Below are 17,185 nucleotides of genomic sequence, written 5' to 3'. Positions count from 1 at the left end.
ATCGCGATCAACAACCGTTTCCGGCCGATACGTTTCGTGGTCGTTCAAACGGTGGCCATAATTCCGTTTTTCGTTGCGGTCGACGCACGGCCGGGCATCGTTCGGGGCCTAAGCGCGCCATCGACGGCGCTGATCGCACTCATGAAACTTTGTCATGGTGACGCTTTTTGCCCGCGTTTCCGGCGTTTTTGCCGTTCCGGCGCTTGCAAGACCCGGCGTCTTTCGACATAGACCTAACCGCTATGGAGCCTGGCTTTTTACGTTCCGTAGCGATCACCTCGTCTCGAAACGATCAGGACCTTCACCCATGGCCTTCCTTGCCGATGCCCTTTCCCGTGTAAAGCCTTCCGCCACCATCGCCGTTTCGCAGAAAGCCCGTGAGCTGAAAGCGAAAGGCCGCGATGTGATCGGCCTCGGCGCCGGGGAGCCGGACTTCGATACGCCCGACAATATCAAGAAGGCTGCGATCGACGCGATCAACCGCGGCGAGACGAAGTACACGCCGGTCTCCGGCATTCCGGAACTGCGCGAAGCCATCGCCAAGAAGTTCAAGCGCGAGAACAACCTCGACTACACGGCTGCCCAGACGATCGTCGGCACCGGCGGAAAGCAGATTCTTTTCAACGCCTTCATGGCGACGCTGAACGCGGGCGATGAAGTCGTCATCCCGGCACCCTACTGGGTTTCCTATCCAGAAATGGTGGCGCTTTGCGGCGGCACGCCGGTCTTCGTCTCGACCAAGCAGGAAAACAACTTCAAGCTCAAGGCCGAGGATCTCGAAAAGGCGATCACGCCGAAGACCAAGTGGTTCGTCTTCAACTCGCCCTCCAACCCGTCGGGCGCTGCCTATTCGCATGCGGAACTCAAGGCGCTGACCGACGTGCTGATGAAGCACCCGCATGTCTGGATCCTCACCGACGACATGTACGAGCACCTGACCTATGGCGACTTCAAGTTCGCGACCCCGGTCGAAGTCGAGCCCGGCCTTTACGACCGCACGCTCACGATGAACGGCGTTTCCAAGGCCTATGCCATGACCGGCTGGCGCATCGGCTATGCCGCCGGCCCCTTGCCGCTCATCAAGGCCATGGACATGATCCAGGGCCAGCAGACCTCGGGCGCCACCTCGATCGCGCAGTGGGCTGCCGTCGAGGCGCTGAACGGCACGCAGGACTTCATACCTGAGAACAAGAAGATCTTCGAAGGCCGTCGCGATCTCGTGGTGTCGATGCTGAACCAGGCCAAGGGCATTGCGTGCCCGACGCCGGAAGGCGCCTTCTACGTCTACCCGTCCTGCGCCGGCCTGATCGGCAAGACCGCGCCGTCGGGCAAGGTCATCGAGACGGACGAAGACTTCGTCTCCGAACTGCTGGAAGCCGAAGGCGTTGCCGTGGTGCACGGCTCGGCCTTCGGTCTCGGCCCGAACTTCCGCATCTCCTATGCGACCTCGGAAGCCCAGCTCGAAGAGGCCTGCCGCCGCATCCAGCGCTTCTGCGCCGCCTGCAAGTAAGCTCGGCCGACGCCGAGACAAACAGTGGGCCTGCCGTCTCCGGCGGGCCCTTTTTCGTTCGTGCTTTGATAGAAGGCGCGAGCAATCCGATTCAAATCGGCCGGCCAAGTCGCTGAAAACAGAATCATTTCTTCCGCCGGATCTTCCTTCGAAGATCGCCCCGATCCAATGGCCGGGTGAGTTTGGTGGACGACGTTGCGGATCTGGCGCCGTCGTGGATATATCGTCCACGCCTATGGACAGGAGGCGAGCCATGATGCGCAATCTCAACGACTTCGTCATCTTCGCCCATGTCGTCGACCACAGGGGCTTTGCGCCGGCGGCGCGTGTCCTCAACGTGCCGAAGTCGACGCTCAGCAAGCGCGTGGCGGAGCTTGAGAAAAGGCTTGGCGTCCGTCTCATCAATCGCACGTCCCGGCGTTTCACCGTGACCGAGATCGGCGAGGACTTCTATCGCCACGCGGCCGCGATGCTGATCGAGGCGGAAGCCGCGGAGGCCGTCGTCAAGGGCAGGCTTGCGGAGCCGAGCGGCACCGTGCGCATCACCGCCTCGGTGCCGACGGCGCAGATCACGCTTGCCGGGCTGCTGCCGCAACTGGCACTGGCCTATCCCAAGATGCGGGTGGTGCTGCACGCGACCGACCGCTTCGTCGATCTCATCCAGGAAGGCTTCGATATTGCGGTGCGCGATCATTTCGCGCCCTTGCCGGATTCCGGTCTCGTCCAGCGGCGGGTTGCCCGCGAAGTCATCTGGCTGGTTGCTGCGCCCGGCTATCTCGCCCGGCGCGGGACGCCACGCCAACCCGGCGATCTCAACGACCATGACGGCTTGCTGACGTCGCTCGCAAGCGATGGCTGGACGCTTCACAATCAGGATGGCGTTGCCGCCTCTGTGCGCCCGAAGCAGCGCTTCGTCGCCGACGAGTCCCGCGTTCTCCTCGAGGCGGCGCTTGCCGGCCTCGGCATCACCGCCCTGCCGCACAAGCTCTGCCGCGCCGAAATCGACGATGGCAGCCTCGTGCAGGTACTGCCCGATTGGCAGGCGGGGCTGGTGACGACGACGCTTTTGATGCCGCATCGGCGCGGCCAGCTTCCCTCGGTCCGCACGGTCGTCGAATTCATCGCCGAGCGGCTCGGCGCGTGATCCCCGGCCAGGAAACGGCTGACGCTGCCTTCACCCCGAGGGTTTCGTCGTCAACAGGCTAGGCCGTTCGGTCATTCGAGACCACCAGTCCGCCAGATTGGGATAGTCCCTGATGAGCGTCTGGCCCTCCGGGGTCAGGAGGAAATAGGCGAACACCGAAGCCGTGTGCAGATCGGCCAAGGTCAGCCGATCGCCCGTAAGCCAGGGTGCGTCCTGCGTGAGGTCGCTCAGCGCCTTGAGCAGGGTGGCGGCCTTCGGGAGGTTTTCTGCAATGCGCGCTTCGTCGGTCAGGTCGCCTTCAGCGGGCTTCGATATCCGCTCGACGTAGATGCCCCACACCATGACCGGGTAGCCATAGGCGTCCATCATGCTGATGATCTGGTTGCCGCGGGCCCTTTGCCGCAAATCCGTAGCCTGGAGCGCCGGCCCCTCGAAGGCCTCATCGACGTAGCGAATGATCGCGCCCGTCTCATAGAGCCTGAAGCCGTCATGTTCGAAGGCGGGAATGCGGCCAAACGGCTGACGCTCAAGATAGTCGCGCGGGGGACCGCCCTCGGCAAAGACGTCGATGGGCACCAGCCGATAGGCGACGCCCTTTTCCTCGAGCGTCAAGCGAACGGTTCTGACATAGACGCTGTAGTCGGCGCCGAACACAACGGGACTGGCCATGACCTGCTCCCTTCCAGCAATGGTCCTGCGGTACGCACAGATATGTCGGACATAAAAAACCCCTCCCGGCAAGTGCCAAGAGGGGTTTGATCCTATGCCGGCAGGGACGCGGCCCTACCGCTTCTGTCGGGTTCCGTCAACGCTCGGCGAGTGCCGGTTCGCCCTTCTTCTCGCGCACCAGGTTCATGAAGCGGCGGAAGAGATAGTGGCTGTCCTGCGGGCCCGGCGAAGCTTCCGGGTGATGCTGGACGGAGAAGACCGGCTTGCCGGCAACGCGCAGGCCGCAATTGGTGCCGTCGAAGAGCGAAATGTGAGTCTCTTCAACGCCATCCGGCAGAGACTTCGAATCCACCGCGAAGCCGTGGTTCATCGAGACGATCTCGACCTTGCCTGTCGTGTGGTCCTTGACCGGATGGTTGGCGCCGTGGTGACCCTGGTGCATCTTTTCGGTCTTACCGCCGAGGGCAAGTGCCAGCATCTGGTGTCCGAGGCAGATGCCGAAGACCGGGATGTCGGTTTTCAGCAGGTCCTGGATGACCGGCACGGCGTATTCGCCGGTTGCCGCCGGGTCGCCCGGGCCGTTGGACAGGAAGATGCCGTCCGGCTTCTGCGCCAGCACTTCATCGGCGCTGGTCGAGGCCGGCATGACGGTGACGCGGGCGTTGAGGCCGGCAAAGAGGCGCAGGATGTTGCGCTTCACGCCGTAGTCGAGCGCGACGATGTGGTAGGCCGCATCGGTTTCGCCGAGCGTCGAATAGCCTTCATTCCAGACCCAGGGCTTCTCGTCCCAGCGCGAAGACTGGCCCGAAGTTGCAACCTTGGCAAGGTCGAGGCCTTCGAGGCCGCTCCAGGCCTTGGCTTCGGCCTTCAGCGTTTCGATGTCGAAGACGCCTGCGGGGTCGTGGGCGATGACGGCGTTCGGCATGCCGTTCTCGCGGATCCAGGCGGTGAGCGCACGGGTGTCGATGCCGCAGAGGCCGATGATGCCGCGCGCCTTCAGCCAGGCGTCGAGGTGCTTGGCGGCGCGGTAGTTGGACGGCTCGGTGATGTCGGCCTTGAAGATGACGCCGACCGCGCCGTGGCGGGCTGCCGGCGTCAGGTCTTCGATATCCTCGTCATTGGCGCCGATGTTGCCGATATGCGGGAAGGTGAAGGTGACGATCTGGCCGAGATAGGAAGGGTCCGTCAGGATTTCCTGGTAGCCGGTGAGTGCGGTGTTGAAGCAGACTTCCGCCTGCACCTTGCCGGTCGCGCCGATGCCCTTGCCTTCGATCACGGTGCCGTCGGCCAGAACGAGCATTGCGGTTGGTTTTTCAGTGGTCCATGCGGGTGTCGCGGTCATCGTTCCTATCCCGTTGCGGCGTGAAGCGCGGGGCTTGAAAGCCCGGCGGTCGATCGCCATTTCATGTGCTCAGGCATGGACGCGCGGAAACCCCGCGGAAAGTGCTCTCATGCCGATGTTGTGCAGGTGCGGGAAAATACCCAAAGCGCTTATCCGGGTCAACCGGCCGCTGTGAATTGTCAGGAAATAAGATTCCTTATAATTCAAGCGGTTGCGTATTCCGTTTGATTGCGCCTGTCACACTGGTTTAAGACGACGACAACAATGATGGTTTCGAACCGGTTCCGGGCAGAGCACCGCGGGCCGGTTTTGACATGGAGTATGAACATGCGCGACCAGTTCGCTGACGCACTGAAGGAAGCCCTGAAAGCCAAGGACGCACGGCGTACCTCGACCGTGCGGCTGATCCAGGCGGCGATCAAGGACCGGGACATCGCCAATCGCGGCCAGGGCAAGGACCCGGTCAGCGATGACGAGATCCTGCAGATCCTCGCCAAGATGATCAAGCAGCGCGAGGAATCGGCCCGCATCTACGACGAGGGCGGCCGGCCGGAGCTTGCCGAGCAGGAGCGCCAGGAAATCGGCATCATCAACCAGTTCCTTCCGGCCCAATTGTCGGAAGAAAAGGTTCGCGAGCTTTGCACTGCTGTCATCCAGGAAACCGGCGCACAGGGCCTGCGCGATATGGGGAAGTGCATGAACGTGCTCAAGGAGCGCTATCCCGGCCAGATGGACTTCGCCAAGGCTTCCGGCCTGGTGAAGGAACTGCTGAAGTAATCCTACAGAGCCGCGCGTCTTATCAGACGCGCAAAGGTCGCTGTAGCACTTTGAATTGCTGGATGTCTTTGTCCTTTAACCGGCTACGATTAAAGGAGACATGCAGCAGGCCCGTCTCGAAAGAGGCGGGCACGCTTTCTCGCCGTCGTCGGCGATCGCTTGATCTGTGAATAGCGTGAAACGCGGGTGGAAGCGGTGGCTTCCTCGCGGCATGCTGCTTATATGGGCGATCGCGCGTGGGCGAGCGTAGGATGCCTTGTCTGCGACCCGTCCGCTTCGCAATCCATCGCGATGAACCTGGATCGCACCAGGCTCGCTGCGATCCAGAGGTATTGATGCGCTTTTCACAGTCCTTCCTTGACGAGATACGCGATCGCGTGCCGATTTCGGACGTGATCGCCAAGCGCGTCGCCTGGGACCGGCGCAAGACCAATGTTTCGCGCGGCGACTATTGGGCCTGTTGCCCCTTTCACGGGGAGAAGTCGCCGAGCTTCCACTGCGAGGACCGCAAGGGCCGCTATCATTGTTTCGGCTGCGGCGTTTCCGGTGACCATTTTCGCTTCCTCACCGACCTCGAAGGCTTGAGCTTCCCGGAAGCCGTGCAGCAGATCGCCGACATGGCGGGCGTTGCCATGCCGCAGCCCGACCCGCAGGCCGAGCGGCGGGAGAAGGAGCGCACCAGCCTTCTCGACGTCATGGAACTGGCGACTCAGTTTTTCGAGGATCAGCTCCAGACCGCCAACGGCGCCAAGGCGCGCGCCTATCTGCGCGAGCGCGGGTTGACGGGCCGCACGATCGAGACCTTTCGTCTCGGCTATGCGCCCGACAGCCGCAATGCGCTCAAGGAATTTCTGGCCGGCAAGGGCGTCGGCAAGGAGCAGATCGAGGCCTGCGGCCTCGTCGTGTATGGGCCTGATGTGCCCGTTTCCTACGACCGTTTCCGCGACCGCATCATGTTTCCGATCCTGTCGTCCCGCGAGAAGGTCATCGCCTTCGGCGGCCGCGCCATGTCGCCGGATGCGCCGGCGAAATACTTGAACTCGAACGAGACCGAGCTCTTCCACAAGGGCAATGTGCTCTACAATTTCGCCCGCGCCCGCCGCGCGGCGCAAGGCGCGTCCCGCCTGGGTGACGCGGGGCCTGACGATGCCGCCGGAACGATCATCGCCGTCGAAGGCTACATGGACGTGATCGCGCTGCATCAGGCGGGCGTCGAGAACGCGGTCGCGCCGCTTGGCACGGCCCTGACTGAAAACCAGCTCGACCTGCTCTGGAAGATGACGTCGCAGCCAGTGCTCTGCTTCGATGGCGATGGCGCCGGCATCCGTGCCGCCAACCGCGGCGTCGACCTGGCGCTGCCACATCTGAAGCCGGGGCGCTCGGTGCGTTTCGCCATGTTGCCCGACGGCAAGGACCCGGACGATCTGGTGCGCCACGAGGGCCGCGCGCCCTTCGACAAGGTGCTCGCCAATGCACGGTCGCTTGCCGACATGGTCTGGCAGCGCGAGATCCAGGGCGGATCCTTCGACACGCCGGAAAAGCGCGCCGAACTCGAAGCGCGGTTGAAGCAGGTGACTGCCGTCATCGCCGACGAAAGCGTGCGCCGCCACTATGGCCAGGACATGCGGGACCGCCTGAACGCCTTCCTGCAATCGTCAGGATCGGGGCGGGGCGAGCGGCGTCCCTTCGAGCGTGGCGGCCGGCAAGGCGGCGGACCGCGTGGCGCCGGCGGGCCAAGAGGGCCGAATGCGGCCGGACCCACGGCGATTTCCGATCGGCTGGCGCGGTCTTCGCTCGTCAGCGGGCAGCAGATTGCGCCGCTCCTGCGCGAAAGCGTGCTGGCGCTCACCATCGTCAACCACCCGCAATTGCTGTTCGACGAGTATGACGAGATCTCGACGATCGAGTTCGACCATCGCGATCTGCAGCGCTGCTGGGCGGCGGTGCTGAATGCTGCTGCCGCGCACGGGCCGCGCCTGACGCGCGAAGGCCTGATCGAGCAATTGGAGGCGGAAGGCTTTGGTACGCTGATCGGCGCGATCGACCAGCAGATCCGCTATGCGCGGCTCTGGACCGCGACGACGGCGGCCGCACCCGAGGATGCCCGCGAAGGCTATCTGCAGGCCCTGGCCTTGCACCAGCGGTCCAAGGCGCTGCACTGGCAGCGACGTGAACTGGAGCGTGAGCTTGCGCATGCCACTGAAGAAGGCGACCTCGAGGCTGTGCCGCAATTGCTGCGCACGCTTCAGGAAGTGCAGCTCGAAGTGACGCGGCTTGAAAACCAGGAAGCGATCATCGAGGGTTTCGGGGTGCTTTCCGGCCGCGTGAAGGGGCCGGCGGCGCGCTAATGCGAAAAACTGCGCCGCCTTGCCAAAACCCGGTCCGATCTTAACGGAATGCCGACTATTCGCGCCAATGTTCGGCCACCCAGGGAGCAGGGCGGATATAGTGGCGCAGGTAGCGGAACGGGTTCTTCTCACGGCGGTCGCCGTTGAACAGACGGCGAATATGTCCAAGCGGCGTGTCGACGCGGCCGCGATAGCCATATTGCCCATCGATCGCATGTTGCGGCAGCAGGCTGCGCGGGAAAAGCACCACGCGCGCATCGGACGGCAGGCGCGGCGCGAAGAAGTAATTGAGCGGGAAGGTCCAATGACAGTCCTGCCGGAAATGCAGCACCCAGCGCCTTGGGAAGAGCTTCACGCCACCGGGCGCATTGCGCGTGACGAAACGCTGCTCGAAGCGGTATTCGTCGGCAATCGCCTGCGGATTGGCGGCAAATTTCTGCTGCAGCGGCACGAGCTTTCCCACCGGGAAGCGGAACAGCGAGGTCTGGCCGAGGCGCTCGAAGGGTGTCGTCTGGTTTCTGGCAAGAATCACGTCATCGGGTTCGCCGAGCTCGAAGAAGGAATCGAGCGATCCGACAATGACGAGGTCGAGGTCGAGAAAGAGAACCGGGCCCTTGAGATTGCCGAGCCTCGGTCCCCACAGCCGCGACTTCTGCCAGATGCCCGGCGTGTTCGTGGGCATGTCCGCGATGTTGAGCGGCGGCAGGTCTTCGCAGAGAATTTCCGGGCGCAGCCCTTCGAAACTGTCGGTGAAACAGGTGAAGGTGAAGGGCGGGGTGATGTTGCGCGCCACCATGGCATAAAGCCGGTTGATGAACGGAGCGCCGTACTTCGTACCCCAGTTGATGCAGATGATCTGCTTGACGCCGCCGCTCGCCGCTAAAATGTTCGCCATGATGACTTCCTGATTTTTGCGAGCCACTAAAGTACCGGTGCGTTGTCAAGGTCAAGCTGGCAAAAGGCTCAATCCCCCACCTTGGAAAGCCTGCTGATCGCGCGGGATTATCGCAGCGTTCTCTTCATTTGCCCTGACGGCTATGGCATTGCGGTCGCATCCTGCGATGATTGCAGGCAGTGATTCCCATGAAGGAGACGTGATGGAGTTTGTCGAAAGGGCGAAGCGCGCCGCAAGCGCTGCCAGCCATCTCTTCGACGACGCCGGCCCGGCGCCGCTCGATGTGCTGAAGCGCGTCTATGGTTATTCCGCCTTTCGCGGCAGACAGCAGGAAGTGGTCGAGCATGTGACAGGGGGCGGCGATGCCGTCGTTCTCTTTCCGACCGGAGCGGGAAAATCGCTCTGCTTCCAGATCCCGGCGCTCTGCCGTCCCGGGCTCGGCATCGTCGTCTCGCCATTGATTGCGCTGATGCGCGATCAGGTGGAGGCGCTGAGGCAGCTCGGCGTCAATGCCGCGGCCCTCAACTCGTCGCTGACCCGCGAGGAAGCGATCGCCGTGCGGCGGCAGATCTACGACGGCACGCTCGACCTTCTCTATGTGACGCCGGAGCGGATCGTCACCGACGGTTTCGCCGATCTCCTCGGCGATGCCCGCATCGCGCTGTTCGCCATCGACGAGGCCCATTGCGTTTCGCAATGGGGCCATGATTTTCGCCCGGAGTACCGCGCGCTCGGGTTGCTGGCGGAACGTTATCCCGGCGTGCCGCGCATCGCCCTGACGGCGACTGCCGATCCACACACGCGCGACGACATCGTCGAGCGGCTGGCGCTGACCAACGCCAAGGTCTTCACCACCAGCTTCGACCGGCCGAACATCGCCTATGAAATCGTCGAGCGCGACCAGCCGCGCCAGCAATTGCTGCGCTTCCTCTCGCGCTTCAAGGGTGCCTCCGGCATCGTCTACTGCCTGTCGCGGGCGAAGGTCGAGGATACGGCCGAGTGGCTGAACGCCCAGGGCATCCGGGCGCTGCCCTATCATGCCGGCATGGACCGGACGCTCAGGGACAAGCATCAGGACGCGTTTCTGAAAGAGGAGAGCCTCTGCCTTGTTGCGACCGTCGCCTTCGGCATGGGCATCGACAAGCCCGACGTGCGCTATGTCGCCCATCTCGATCTGCCAGGATCGGTGGAGGCCTATTACCAGGAGACCGGGCGCGCCGGGCGTGACGGCCAGCCGTCGGAGGTCTGGATGGCCTATGGCATGGCCGACGTGCTGCAACGCCGCCGCATGATCGACGAGGGCGGGGCGGCAGACGACATCAAGCGCATCGAGCGCAGCAAGCTCAATGCACTGCTCGCGATCTGCGAGACTGCCGGCTGCCGCCGCCAGGCGATCCTCGCGCATTTCGGCGAAGCCCATCCCGGGCGCTGCGGCCATTGCGACACCTGCCTGAAGCCGGTCGAGACTTGGGACGGAACGGAAGCCGCGATTAAGGCGCTGGCGGCGGTCTATCGCACCGGCGAGCGCTTCGGCACCGGCCATGTGATCGATGTGCTGATGGGGACGGTCAATGAGAAGACCGAGCGCTTCGGCCATGTCGATATGCCGGTCTTCGGCGCCGGCAAGGATCTTCCGGCCCGCACCTGGCAATCGGTCTTCCGGCAGTTGCTGGCGGCTGGGCTGATCAGCGTCGATCACACGGCCTTCGGCGCGATGAAGCTGGAACCGGAGGCGCGCGCCGTCTTCAAGCGCGAACGTCAGGTGTTATTCCGCAAGGACCGTCCGACCTCCGGCAAGGCCGCGCGGGGCGCAAAATCGGGCTCGCAACGCGAGCGCGCCGACCTTGCCGGCTCCGATCTCGAACTGTTCGAACTGCTGCGCGCCGAGCGTTTCTCGATCGCCAAGGAGCTGAATGTCCCACCCTACGTCGTCTTCCCCGACGCGACCTTGATCGCGCTCGCCAAGGAGCGCCCGCGCGACTTCGATGAACTGCTCGACATCCCCGGCATCGGCGAAAGCAAGCGCGAGCGCTACGGCGAAGCGTTTCTGGCGGTCATCGATGGATATGTGGACGGATGAGGGGACTGACCGCAGGGTCGCGTCTCATCTACGGCCCGTAATGCGGGTTGGGTCGTCAATGTAGCAAATTAAAGTTGAGGAAACCATCAGCGCTACGTAGGAGAAGAATAGCTTCCAGAAAGTGTCCCAGGTGACGATCTCCCAGCCCCAAAAGCATAAGATCATGACAGCGGCCAGAGTAATCGTCGCTGCCACACAAATCGGGCGAAGGATTGATACGATACGAGAAATCATTTGGGGTCTCCTGTAGAAGCGAATGTTACCCATGCTACTACGCCGCGTCCAGCAGGGGTGCCTACTACCGTTAATTTAGTAGCTGTATGGTGCGCTTTCTGCACTCTGTTCGGGCCGCTCTGCCTCTCACGCGGCCGACGCGGCGCCGCGAGAGAAGTGATGATCCCGCTAACCACTTTCGGTGCCAGACAGAATATGTCACGCAGCGCATCCGGCGCGACACAATATGTCCGCCTCGCCATCGCGCCGTGAAATGCCCTGTCGTTTTCGCGCTCGATCCCGGAGAGCGTGGGATTTTGCTGCAAGTCAAAAGCCGTCATGATACTCGTCAGGTACGCGATGTTATCTTACAGCGAGAGCGGCCATGACTTCAGCCTTTCTGTCTCATCTTCGTTCCGAACTCGAGGGCCTGAAGACGGCCGGGCTTTACAAGTCCGAGCGTGTCATCACCTCGAAGCAGGCGGGTGAAATCGAGGTCGCCTCGGGCGACCGCGTGCTCAACTTCTGCGCCAACAACTATCTCGGCCTTGCCGATAACGAGGAGCTCGCCGAGGCCGGCAAGAAGGCGCTCGACCGCTACGGCTACGGCATGGCGTCGGTGCGCTTCATCTGCGGCACGCAGGAGGAGCATAAGCAACTCGAGGCCCGCATCTCCTCCTTCCTCGGCATGGAAGACACGATCCTCTATTCCTCCTGTTTCGATGCCAATGGCGGCCTGTTCGAAACGCTGCTTAGCGAAGAGGACGCGATCATCTCCGACGCGCTCAACCATGCCTCGATCATCGACGGTGTGCGCCTCTCCAAGGCCAAGCGCTTCCGCTATGCCAACAACGACATGGCGGCGCTGGAGGAGGAACTGAAGAAGGCCGAAGGCAGCCGTTTCAAGCTGATCGCCACCGACGGCGTGTTCTCGATGGACGGCATCATCGCCAATCTCAAAGGGGTCTGCGACCTCGCCGACAAATACGGCGCCATGGTCATGGTCGACGACAGCCATGCGGTCGGCTTCGTCGGCACGAATGGCCGCGGCTCGGCGGAGCACTGCGGCGTCGAAGGCCGGGTCGACATCATCACCGGCACGCTCGGCAAGGCGCTCGGCGGCGCCTCCGGCGGCTATACCGCGGCCAAGGCCGAGGTCGTCGACTGGCTCCGGCAGCGTTCGCGCCCCTATCTGTTCTCCAACACGCTGGCGCCGGTGATTGCTGCGGCGTCGCTCAAGGTCTTCGATCTGATCGAGAACGGCGATGCGCTGCGCGAGCGGCTCTATGCCAATGCGGCGCTGTTCCGCACCGAAATGTCGAAGCTCGGCTTCACGCTTGCCGGCGAGGGGCATCCGATCATCCCGGTCATGCTCGGCGATGCGGCGCTCGCCCAGGAGATGGCGGCACGCATGCTGAAGAAGGGCGTCTATGTCATCGGCTTCTCCTTCCCGGTCGTGCCGAAGGGGCAGGCGCGCATCCGCACGCAGATGTCGGCGGCGCACAGCGAAAACGACGTGCGCCGGGCAATCGCCGCCTTCGAAGAGGTCGGCCGCGAGCTCGGGGTGATCTGAGGGAACGTGGGCTTCAGCCCCTCACCTAGCCCTCTCCCCGCAGGCGGGGAGAGGGGACGTGCCCGGCGGACGCTTGGAGATGGGGTTAAAGGGTGCGGCATATCCCTTCTCCCCGTCTCGACGGGGAGAAGGTGGCGGCAGCCGGATGAGGGGCAAGCCCTCACCGGGCGGATGAGGGGCAAGCGCTTGCCGGTGGATGCGGGGCAAACCCCAGAGAAGGTTTGGTGGAGGCAATCAAATGACGAACATGATGAAGGCGCTGGTCAAGTCGAAGCCGGAAGAAGGTCTCTGGATGGAGCGCGTGCCGGTGCCGGAGATCGGCCCGAACGACGTGCTGATCAAGGTCAAGAAATCGGCGATCTGCGGCACCGACGTGCACATCTGGAACTGGGATCAGTGGGCGCAGAAGACGATACCGGTACCGATGGTCGTCGGCCATGAGTTCATGGGCGAGATTGCCGAGGTCGGTTCGGCCGTCACCAAGTACCATGTCGGCGAACGGGTGTCGGGCGAGGGGCATATCGTCTGCGGCAAGTGCCGCAACTGCCGTGCCGGCCGCGGCCATCTGTGCCGCAACACGCTGGGCGTCGGCGTCAACCGGCCGGGCTCCTTCGGCGAGTTCGTCTGCCTGCCGGAATACAACGTCGTGCCGATCCCGGACGACGTGCCCGATGAGATCGCGGCGATCTTCGACCCGTTCGGCAATGCCGTGCACACGGCGCTGTCCTTCGATCTCGTCGGCGAGGACGTGCTCGTCACCGGCGCCGGGCCGATCGGCATCATGGGGGCGCTGGTCGCCAAGCGCTCCGGCGCCCGCAAGGTGGTCATCACCGACATCAACCCGACGCGGCTGGCGCTCGCGAAAAGCGTCGGCATCGATTACGTCGTCGACGCGTCGAAAGAAAACCTAACCGACGTGATGAAGGCGATCGGCATGACCGAGGGTTTCGACGTCGGGCTGGAAATGTCCGGTGCCGCGCCGGCCTTCCGCGACATGATCGACAAGATGAACAATGGCGGCAAGATCGCCATCCTCGGCATTGCGCCGGCCGGCTTCGAGATCGACTGGAACAAGGTGATCTTCAAGATGCTGAACCTCAAGGGCATCTACGGCCGCGAGATGTTCGAGACCTGGTACAAGATGATCGCCTTCGTCCAGGGCGGGCTCGACCTTTCCCCGGTCATCACCCACCGCATCAAGATCGACGAGTTCCGCGACGGTTTCGAGGCCATGCGCTCCGGCAATTCCGGCAAGGTCGTGATGGACTGGTAAGCCTCATGGGCCGTCGTGCAGGCGATGCGCGGCGGCTCAGTTGGCGAGGCCGAACTGGATCTCGATCTCATGGTAGCGGGCGCCTTGGCCCGCCCAGCGATGATAGATTTCGCGGCTCTCGCCGGAGAAATTGTGCCTGCTCATCTCGATCTCCTCGACGAGCGGCGCGTAGCCCTGGGTGAAAAGGCTGCGCATCGGCCCCTGATGCAGGGTTGACGCCACCATGATCGGCTCGAGATCGATCAGGTCGAGCTCGCCGCGATAGTCGTCGCCGCCCTTAACCGGGCGGCAGATGCGCCAGTCGAACCGGGTCTTGGCGTTTTTCGGCAGGTTCTGTGCGATGAAGATCCAGGGCCCGGCGGGCGTCATTCCGGCGCGCTCTATCTCCGCCTCGATGACAGGCGCCAGTGCGGTGCTTTCATTTTTGACATCGGGAATGGTGAGGCGCCGTGCGATCGACAGCACGCGCATGGCGTCGGTTTCCTTGATGAGCATTTGAGCCTCCATGAGATCGGCGGCGAAGGTCGACCGCGGTCGGGTCGCGCGCAAGCAAAAAGCCGGAATAAACTTGCGAACTTTCGGCAGAAACGAGGCTTTCGGGAAATTGTTTTGCGTGCTCGGCGCCACGCCCCTCGCTTGCCTGGAGGCTCTGCCTGCCGGAGTTCGATCTGAAGGCCGCCAAGATCGTCAAATACGACGGCCGCGCGGTTGGGCAACAAAGGGAAGATGAAGCCCTGGTTGCGGGTACGGATATGGCACAACGGGACCTTGCCGATTAAATCGCGGGTACCCTTGTCTTTTGGCGGGCAGCGCCTACATCTTCAGCGGAAGCTGATAAACCCCAAAAAGCGATAGGAACGGCGATTTTTGCCGAATCAGCCGGTTTTTCAGCGGAAATGCTTGACGGGATCGAAAATTATGGGAATCACCATTTCCGAATAAGAAATGGCGAAGTGACACGGCGGTTAGGGAATCATGCCAGAGGCGTTTCAGTGGCAGGACTGTCGGAGCTTGCCCGCTTGCCACGATCGCACTCGTGGTTAAACAGGAATTAAACATCATCCCGTTACGTCAGGGGAAATGATTCGGTGGCGGGTACGCGGCGTGCCCGAACCTTCGAGCGGCATTGGCACCGGACTTAACGCCGGTTGCGACAAGGAAAGCGACGAACTAAATGGCAACCAAAGTCAAAGAAAACGAAGAAGCTGACGTAGAACGCGAAGGTGCTCCGGACGGTCCGCTTCTCGATCTTTCCGACGACGCTGTCAAGAAGATGATCAAGGCCGCCAAGAAGCGCGGCTACGTGACGATGGACGAGTTGAATTCCGTCCTTCCGTCCGAGGAAGTCACCTCCGAACAGATCGAAGACACGATGGCGATGCTGTCCGACATGGGCATCAACGTGATCGAGGACGAGGAAGCCGAAGAGGCGGCCGGTGGCGGTGACGACGAGGCCGGCGACGACGACGGCGACAGCGAAGGCGGCGAACTTGCGCCTTCCGGCGGCACGGCGCTCGCGACCAGCAAGAAGAAGGAACCGACCGATCGTACCGACGATCCGGTCCGCATGTACCTGCGCGAAATGGGCTCGGTCGAGCTCCTCTCCCGCGAAGGCGAAATCGCGATTGCCAAGCGCATCGAGGCTGGCCGCGAAACGATGATCGCCGGTCTCTGCGAGAGCCCGCTGACCTTCCAGGCGCTGATCATCTGGCGCGACGAACTGAACGAAGGCCAGACGCTGCTGCGCGAGATCATCGATCTCGAAACCACCTATTCCGGTCCCGAGGCCAAGGCTGCGCCGCAGTTCCAGAGCCCGGAAAAGATCGAGGCTGACCGCAAGGCCGCCGAGGAAAAGGAAAAGACCCGCAAGGTGCGCACGGCCGCCAACGACGACGACATCACCAATGTCGGCGGCGATGCCATGCCGGTCGAGGAGGAAGAGGAGGACGACGACGAGTCGAACCTCTCGCTCGCCGCCATGGAAGCGGAACTGCGCCCGCAGGTCATGGAAACCCTCGACATCATCGCCGAGACCTACAAGAAGCTGCGCAAGCTGCAGGACCAGCAGGTGGAAGCCCGTCTTGCTGCCACCGGCACGCTTTCGCCCGCCCAGGAGCGCCGCTACAAGGAGCTCAAGGACGAGCTGATCAAGGCGGTCAAGTCGCTGTCGCTCAACCAGAACCGCGTCGACAGCCTGGTCGAGCAGCTTTACGACATCTCCAAGCGCCTGATGCAGAACGAAGGCCGCCTGCTGCGGCTTGCCGAATCCTACGGCGTCAAGCGCGACTCGTTCCTGGAGCAGTATTCGGGCGCCGAACTCGACCCGAACTGGATGAAGTCGATCAGCAACCTCGCCGGCAAGGGCTGGAAGGAATTCGCCAAGAGCGAAAACCAGACGATCCGCGACATCCGCCAGGAGATCCAGAACCTCGCCACCGAAACCGGCATCTCGATCGCCGAGTTCCGCCGGATCGTCTCCATGGTGCAGAAGGGCGAGCGCGAAGCGCGTATCGCCAAGAAGGAAATGGTCGAAGCGAACCTGCGCCTTGTCATCTCCATCGCCAAGAAGTACACCAACCGCGGCCTGCAGTTCCTCGATCTGATCCAGGAAGGCAACATCGGCCTGATGAAGGCGGTCGACAAGTTCGAATACCGCCGTGGCTACAAGTTCTCGACCTACGCCACCTGGTGGATCCGTCAGGCGATCACCCGGTCGATCGCCGACCAGGCCCGCACGATCCGTATTCCGGTGCACATGATCGAGACGATCAACAAGATCGTCCGTACCTCGCGCCAGATGCTGCACGAGATCGGCCGCGAGCCGACGCCGGAAGAACTGGCCGAAAAGCTCGCGATGCCGCTCGAAAAGGTCCGCAAGGTCCTGAAGATCGCCAAGGAGCCGATCTCGCTCGAAACGCCCGTCGGTGACGAAGAAGATTCGCACCTCGGCGATTTCATCGAGGACAAGAACGCGCTGCTGCCGATCGACGCTGCCATCCAGGCGAACCTGCGCGAGACGACGACCCGCGTGCTCGCCTCGCTGACGCCGCGCGAAGAGCGCGTGCTGCGCATGCGCTTCGGCATCGGCATGAACACCGACCATACGCTCGAAGAGGTTGGCCAGCAGTTCTCGGTCACCCGCGAACGTATCCGCCAGATCGAAGCGAAGGCGCTCCGCAAGCTCAAGCATCCGAGCCGCTCCAGGAAGCTCAGAAGCTTCCTGGACAGCTAAGCAAGTTGCAAGCTGCGCTCGTTCCTCGCTAAAGTCGGGCAACATCGAAAATCAGAAAGGCCGGGCCATGTGCTCGGCTTTTTCGTTTCTGCCTCACCCATGTGCTTTATTGTGAGGCTCTGCGCCCAG

At 62.7% G+C, this 17,185-nt stretch carries 12 protein-coding genes; 8 read left to right on the top strand and 4 right to left on the bottom strand.

Annotated elements, in window-relative coordinates; genetic code table 11:
• Positions 1-307 precede the first annotated feature (307 nt).
• Positions 308-1,510 (top strand): pyridoxal phosphate-dependent aminotransferase, encoded by a 1,203-nt coding sequence (locus QM996_RS11640; protein ID WP_500267613.1) that lies wholly within the window; start codon positions 308-310, stop codon positions 1,508-1,510.
• A 256-nt stretch (positions 1,511-1,766) separates the two neighbouring features.
• Positions 1,767-2,654, top strand: coding sequence for a LysR family transcriptional regulator domain-containing protein (locus QM996_RS11635; RefSeq protein WP_500270297.1), 888 nt, complete (start codon positions 1,767-1,769; stop codon positions 2,652-2,654).
• A gap of 30 nt (positions 2,655-2,684) precedes the next feature.
• On the opposite strand, the gene QM996_RS11630 is transcribed toward QM996_RS11635, so the two are convergent.
• Together QM996_RS11630 and carA are read right to left on the bottom strand one after the other, a co-directional pair.
• Positions 2,685-3,323, bottom strand: coding sequence for a glutathione S-transferase family protein (locus QM996_RS11630; protein ID WP_500267612.1), 639 nt, complete (start codon positions 3,321-3,323; stop codon positions 2,685-2,687).
• 136 nt (positions 3,324-3,459) lie between these two features.
• Positions 3,460-4,665, bottom strand: a complete 1,206-nt coding sequence (gene carA, locus QM996_RS11625) for a carbamoyl-phosphate synthase small subunit (RefSeq protein WP_500267611.1) — start codon at positions 4,663-4,665, stop codon at positions 3,460-3,462.
• A gap of 327 nt (positions 4,666-4,992) precedes the next feature.
• Here carA and QM996_RS11620 point away from each other — a divergent pair, with 327 nt between their 5' ends.
• Both QM996_RS11620 and dnaG read left to right on the top strand, forming a co-directional pair.
• Positions 4,993-5,442: a GatB/YqeY domain-containing protein gene (locus QM996_RS11620; RefSeq protein WP_500267610.1), complete on the top strand. Its 450-nt coding sequence runs from the start codon at positions 4,993-4,995 to the stop codon at positions 5,440-5,442.
• Between the two features lie 335 nt (positions 5,443-5,777).
• Positions 5,778-7,790: a DNA primase gene (gene dnaG / locus QM996_RS11615; RefSeq protein WP_500267609.1), complete on the top strand. Its 2,013-nt coding sequence runs from the start codon at positions 5,778-5,780 to the stop codon at positions 7,788-7,790.
• Positions 7,791-7,845: 55 nt separating this feature from the next.
• Here the strand turns inward: dnaG and QM996_RS11610 are convergent, their stop codons facing one another.
• Complete coding sequence (locus QM996_RS11610) at positions 7,846-8,685, bottom strand: glycosyl transferase (RefSeq protein WP_500267608.1); 840 nt, start codon at positions 8,683-8,685, stop codon at positions 7,846-7,848.
• Between the two features lie 202 nt (positions 8,686-8,887).
• On the opposite strand from QM996_RS11610, the gene recQ reads away from it, so the two are divergent.
• The 3 genes from recQ to tdh all read left to right on the top strand — a co-directional run bounded on the left by recQ (position 8,888) and on the right by tdh (position 13,824).
• Positions 8,888-10,765: a RecQ family ATP-dependent DNA helicase gene (gene recQ, locus QM996_RS11605; RefSeq protein WP_500267607.1), complete on the top strand. Its 1,878-nt coding sequence runs from the start codon at positions 8,888-8,890 to the stop codon at positions 10,763-10,765.
• A gap of 598 nt (positions 10,766-11,363) precedes the next feature.
• Entirely contained in the window at positions 11,364-12,551 is a 1,188-nt protein-coding gene (locus QM996_RS11600; RefSeq protein WP_500267606.1) for a PLP-dependent aspartate aminotransferase family protein, read from the top strand.
• A gap of 238 nt (positions 12,552-12,789) precedes the next feature.
• On the top strand, positions 12,790-13,824 hold the full coding sequence (gene tdh, locus QM996_RS11595) for an L-threonine 3-dehydrogenase (RefSeq protein ID WP_500267605.1): 1,035 nt from the start codon (positions 12,790-12,792) through the stop codon (positions 13,822-13,824).
• A gap of 36 nt (positions 13,825-13,860) precedes the next feature.
• On the opposite strand, the gene QM996_RS11590 is transcribed toward tdh, so the two are convergent.
• Complete coding sequence (locus QM996_RS11590; RefSeq protein ID WP_500267604.1) at positions 13,861-14,319, bottom strand: GyrI-like domain-containing protein; 459 nt, start codon at positions 14,317-14,319, stop codon at positions 13,861-13,863.
• Positions 14,320-14,998: 679 nt separating this feature from the next.
• Between QM996_RS11590 and rpoD the strand changes: the two genes are divergently transcribed.
• On the top strand, positions 14,999-17,056 hold the full coding sequence (rpoD, locus tag QM996_RS11585; RefSeq protein WP_429806327.1) for an RNA polymerase sigma factor RpoD: 2,058 nt from the start codon (positions 14,999-15,001) through the stop codon (positions 17,054-17,056).
• Positions 17,057-17,185: the final 129 nt, after the last annotated feature.

Origin of the sequence: Sinorhizobium chiapasense (genome assembly GCF_045277575.1) — a bacterium.
Classification (GTDB): domain Bacteria; phylum Pseudomonadota; class Alphaproteobacteria; order Rhizobiales; family Rhizobiaceae; genus Ensifer; species Ensifer chiapasense_A.
The sequence above is the reverse complement of the archived record's forward strand: the minus strand, read 5'-3'. Positions and strand labels throughout refer to the sequence as shown.

Bases quoted from the DNA above. Each gene is read 5' to 3' on its own strand.
- QM996_RS11640 (WP_500267613.1), top strand. From the start codon at position 308: ATGGCCTTCCTTGCCGATGCCCTTTCCCGTGTAAAGCCTTCCGCCACC.
- QM996_RS11635 (WP_500270297.1), top strand. From the start codon at position 1,767: ATGCGCAATCTCAACGACTTCGTCATCTTCGCCCATGTCGTCGACCAC.
- QM996_RS11630 (WP_500267612.1), bottom strand. From the start codon at position 3,323: ATGGCCAGTCCCGTTGTGTTCGGCGCCGACTACAGCGTCTATGTCAGA.
- carA (WP_500267611.1), bottom strand. From the start codon at position 4,665: ATGACCGCGACACCCGCATGGACCACTGAAAAACCAACCGCAATGCTC.
- QM996_RS11620 (WP_500267610.1), top strand. From the start codon at position 4,993: ATGCGCGACCAGTTCGCTGACGCACTGAAGGAAGCCCTGAAAGCCAAG.
- dnaG (WP_500267609.1), top strand. From the start codon at position 5,778: ATGCGCTTTTCACAGTCCTTCCTTGACGAGATACGCGATCGCGTGCCG.
- QM996_RS11610 (WP_500267608.1), bottom strand. From the start codon at position 8,685: ATGGCGAACATTTTAGCGGCGAGCGGCGGCGTCAAGCAGATCATCTGC.
- recQ (WP_500267607.1), top strand. From the start codon at position 8,888: ATGGAGTTTGTCGAAAGGGCGAAGCGCGCCGCAAGCGCTGCCAGCCAT.
- QM996_RS11600 (WP_500267606.1), top strand. From the start codon at position 11,364: ATGACTTCAGCCTTTCTGTCTCATCTTCGTTCCGAACTCGAGGGCCTG.
- tdh (WP_500267605.1), top strand. From the start codon at position 12,790: ATGACGAACATGATGAAGGCGCTGGTCAAGTCGAAGCCGGAAGAAGGT.
- QM996_RS11590 (WP_500267604.1), bottom strand. From the start codon at position 14,319: ATGCTCATCAAGGAAACCGACGCCATGCGCGTGCTGTCGATCGCACGG.
- rpoD (WP_429806327.1), top strand. From the start codon at position 14,999: ATGGCAACCAAAGTCAAAGAAAACGAAGAAGCTGACGTAGAACGCGAA.